The organism is Canicola haemoglobinophilus (assembly GCF_002015075.1).
Taxonomy (GTDB): domain Bacteria; phylum Pseudomonadota; class Gammaproteobacteria; order Enterobacterales; family Pasteurellaceae; genus Canicola; species Canicola haemoglobinophilus.
Genome location: NZ_MUXZ01000051.1, coordinates 37078 through 41026, shown reverse-complemented (window position 1 = coordinate 41026; position 3949 = coordinate 37078). Strand labels below are relative to the sequence as shown.

Genomic DNA, 3949 nt, shown 5'->3' with positions numbered 1-3949 from the left:
CACTTTTTGCAAAAAAATTAAAAAATTTTGCTCATTGACGATTTATGTAGCAACTTGACGTTTTTTAAAACTATTGTCGTATAATTTTTGATGAGTCATGTATATTCTAAAACGTTAAAATGTAAATTAGTCAGAAAATATTGGTTGCTTACTATATTAGATTGTTGAATACTACCCCCTCAATTAACAAAAAGAGGAAATAAATATGCAAAACAAACATTTTATTGGGCTCGGTGTCGCAGGCAATTTTGCAGGACATTTAGAACAAGCTGGCGAGGCTAGTGACTTTGTCAAAGTAGAAACAAAAGAAGCTATCCAGCCCAAAGCCATTTTCCCTTTTTATGTGCCAAGTCAGACATTATCAGACTCAGAGCAATTTCTTTCTATTTTTCCTCTTTCTCATCAAGAAATTAAATTTCCAGACAATGCAGACAATTTGCAAATTGAGCCAGAAGTTGCGTTGATTTGCCAAATTGAATATTCAGACAAAAAAGTGACCGCACTTAAACCAACTCATTTTGCTGCTTATAATGATTGCTCTATTCGCCGCCCAAACGCACGTAAGATTTGTGAAAAGAAAAATTGGGGAGTGGCATCTAAAGGAATTTCAGCCACTCGAATTCCTCTAGATAAATTTGTAAAAGGTGGAAATTTGGATAGCTATCGCATTGCTTGTTTCCACAAACGTCATGATCAACTTAGTGAATATGGCATTAATAGCCAAACTGTAGGTTATAGTTATTTTCATCAAAAATTATTGGATTGGATTATTGACCGCATGAACAACCAACCAGATCAAGATCCAATGAACAATATTGCAAATTTACTCAAACAAGCTGGCTATCCAGCACAAGCTATTATTAGTATTGGTGCCACTCGTTATACCGAGTTTGGCGAGAAAAACTTTTTGCAAATAGGCGATACAAGTATTGTGGTGGTTTATAACGCTGAGAAATATAGTGAAAATGAGATTTTAACAATGGTAAATGCGGAACAGTTTGAACAAGATATTTCAGCTCTGGTGCAAAAAGTAATCTAGCCCATAAGTGCGGTGTAAAAAGGCGTTAATTTTACACCGCACTTTTATATTGTTCTTTCTATCCTTTCTTTCTCAATGAAACCTCTCCGCCATTAAATTTTCTTAACTCGCCATTATTCAATGCTAATAGTAAATAACCATTTTCATCAATGCCTTGCTCAACTCCACTAATGATTTCTTTTTCACTAATAACATTTACCTCTTGCCCCAAAAAATGATCTAACTCGATCCAGCGTTGAGCAAAAGCTACCATACCTTGTTGCTCAAAAAGGTTTAAATATTGATACCATTTTTGTACTAACTTAACTGCAAGTTCATTGCGATCAATGTCTGTGAGAACCTCTTCCAATTCCGCCCAAGGTTGATCGATCTTATTTTTTTGTGGCAAAGATAAATTTATCCCAATACCAACGATAAAATTCAGTAAACCATTTTTGGCATTGACAATCTCAACCAAAATCCCAGCCAATTTTCGACCATATAAAAGCAAATCGTTTGGCCATTTTAATTTAACATCTGCACCCATTTCATTTAGCGTTTCTGCGGTAGCCAAGCCTAATACAGAACTTAGACCATTTAATGAAATATTCGGGCTTAAAGTCCAATAAAAACTCACTATTAGTTGACCGGCAAAAGGTGATAACCATTGTCGCCCTCTCCTACCACGACCTGCAAATTGATATTCGGTAAAGCATAAATCACCTTTATTCAACCGCGAAATATTATCCATTAAATATTGATTAGTTGAATTAATGATAGGTTGATAATAAATGTTATGGGGGCTCAACTTTGCTGCTAAATAAGATGGATTTAATAGAGGAAGTTGAGGATGCAACGAAATATTTTGTTCATTAGTTATAACAAAAATACCTTCTTGCCTTAATTGTACAATCTGTTCTTCTATTTGATCTTCAGTAAGATCTAAAAGTGCGGTCAATTTTTTATAAGAATGAGAGTGACAATCAGCCAAAATAGACAACAATTTAAACATTTTTTCCTCACAACGACTATCCGTTAAATCTCAGCTCAAAGCTGTTTTAGCACAATTTTTTTCAATAGAAAATAATTCTAAAAAAACATTTTCAAACAAGCATGAGATCTGTATAATGTCGCCGCAATATTTTTTACCCTTTTTAATTTTAATAGAGAGAATATTGCTATGTTACGCATCAAACAAGAAGCTTTAACTTTTGACGACGTTCTATTAGTTCCTGCTCATTCCACAGTACTTCCAAATACTGCCAACCTTTCAACCCAACTTACTAAAGAAATTCGCCTAAATATTCCAATGCTTTCAGCAGCAATGGATACAGTAACTGAAACCAAACTAGCAATTTCCCTTGCGCAAGAGGGCGGAATTGGTTTTATTCATAAAAATATGACCATTGAACGCCAAGCAGATCGTGTGCGTAAAGTGAAAAAATTTGAGAGTGGTATCGTTTCTGAACCCGTCACTGTTTCGCCTACAATGACCTTAGTTGAATTAGCTGATCTTGCGAAGAAAAACGGTTTTGCAGGCTATCCAGTGGTTGATGCAGAAAGTAATTTAGTCGGCATTATTACAGGACGTGATACTCGTTTTGTTTCCGATTTAAATAAAACTGTGGCCGATTTTATGACGCCAAAAGATCGCTTAGTTACAGTGAAAGAAGGTGCTACGAGAGAAGAAATTTTCAACTTAATGCACGAACATCGTGTTGAAAAAGTGTTAGTGGTAGATGATAGCTTTAAACTCAAAGGCATGATTACCTTAAAAGATTATCAGAAAGCAGAAAGCAAACCTAATGCCTGCAAAGATGAATTTGGTCGTCTGCGTGTTGGTGCAGCAGTTGGTGCTGGTCCAGGTAACGAAGAACGTATTGAAGCCTTAGTCAAAGCAGGTGTTGATGTGCTGTTGATCGACTCATCTCACGGTCATTCTGAAGGCGTTTTACAACGTGTGCGTGAAACGCGTGCCAAATATCCAAACCTACCTATTATTGCTGGTAACATCGCTACCGCGGAAGGTGCAATTGCTTTAGCTGATGCTGGGGCAAGTGCGGTAAAAGTAGGTATCGGTCCAGGCTCAATCTGTACTACTCGTATTGTAACTGGTGTTGGTGTACCACAAATTACTGCAATCGCTGATGCGGCAGAAGCCTTAAAAGAACGTGGTATTCCAGTGATTGCTGATGGTGGTATCCGCTATTCAGGCGATATTGCCAAAGCCATTGCTGCTGGGGCAAGTTGCGTTATGGTGGGTTCAATGTTTGCAGGAACAGAAGAAGCACCGGGTGAAATCGAGCTTTATCAAGGTCGTGCGTTCAAATCTTATCGTGGTATGGGTTCATTAGGGGCAATGTCAAAAGGCTCAAGTGACCGCTATTTCCAATCAGACAACGCTGCCGACAAATTAGTCCCTGAAGGCATTGAAGGTCGTATTCCATACAAAGGTTTCTTAAAAGAAATTATCCACCAACAAATGGGCGGATTACGTTCTTGTATGGGCTTAACGGGCTGCCCAACTATTGAAGATTTACGCACTAAAGCCCAATTTGTGCGTATTAGTGGAGCTGGTATCAAAGAAAGCCACGTTCACGATGTGACGATTACTAAAGAAGCTCCAAACTATCGTATGGCTTAATAAAACATTCTAGCCTTTCCTGATATGATGTAGGAAAGGCTATTATTGTTTTAAAGAGCGGTCAGATTTTCCAAAGATTTTGTAATTTCACTTTTATTAGATTCAGGAACAAAATGAGTATTGCATTTTTGAACAAAAAGAAGTGCGGTCTCTGTTTGGAATAAAAAACAGAAAAACAAATGAGCGATGTTGCCGATATGCAACAACTGTTACCGTTTAATTAACAAAAAATGAATTTGACTAGACATAAAATGTTTTCCAATCATGAACAGACAGACAGACAGACA

General features: G+C 37.1%; 3 protein-coding genes. 2 read left to right on the top strand and 1 reads right to left on the bottom strand.

From position 1 onward, the window contains the following. The first annotated feature begins 205 nt into the window (after window positions 1-205). The gene (locus B0186_RS10730; protein WP_078219388.1) at window positions 206-1039 is read left to right on the top strand and encodes a DUF5718 family protein; all 834 of its coding nucleotides are present in this window, start codon (window positions 206-208) and stop codon (window positions 1037-1039) included. A 58-nt stretch (window positions 1040-1097) separates the two neighbouring features. Here B0186_RS10730 and birA read toward each other — a convergent pair whose 3' ends face one another. Further along, on the bottom strand, window positions 1098-2030 hold the full coding sequence (gene birA, locus B0186_RS10725) for a bifunctional biotin--[acetyl-CoA-carboxylase] ligase/biotin operon repressor BirA (protein ID WP_078219386.1): 933 nt from the start codon (window positions 2028-2030) through the stop codon (window positions 1098-1100). A gap of 168 nt (window positions 2031-2198) precedes the next feature. On the opposite strand from birA, the gene guaB reads away from it, so the two are divergent. Beyond that, a complete protein-coding gene (gene guaB / locus B0186_RS10720) occupies window positions 2199-3662 on the top strand; it encodes an IMP dehydrogenase (RefSeq protein ID WP_078219384.1) in 1464 nt (487 codons plus the stop codon). The last annotated feature ends 287 nt before the right edge of the window (window positions 3663-3949 follow it).

Bases quoted from the DNA above. Each gene is read 5' to 3' on its own strand.
- birA (WP_078219386.1), bottom strand. From the start codon at position 2,030: ATGTTTAAATTGTTGTCTATTTTGGCTGATTGTCACTCTCATTCTTAT.
- guaB (WP_078219384.1), top strand. From the start codon at position 2,199: ATGTTACGCATCAAACAAGAAGCTTTAACTTTTGACGACGTTCTATTA.
- B0186_RS10730 (WP_078219388.1), top strand. From the start codon at position 206: ATGCAAAACAAACATTTTATTGGGCTCGGTGTCGCAGGCAATTTTGCA.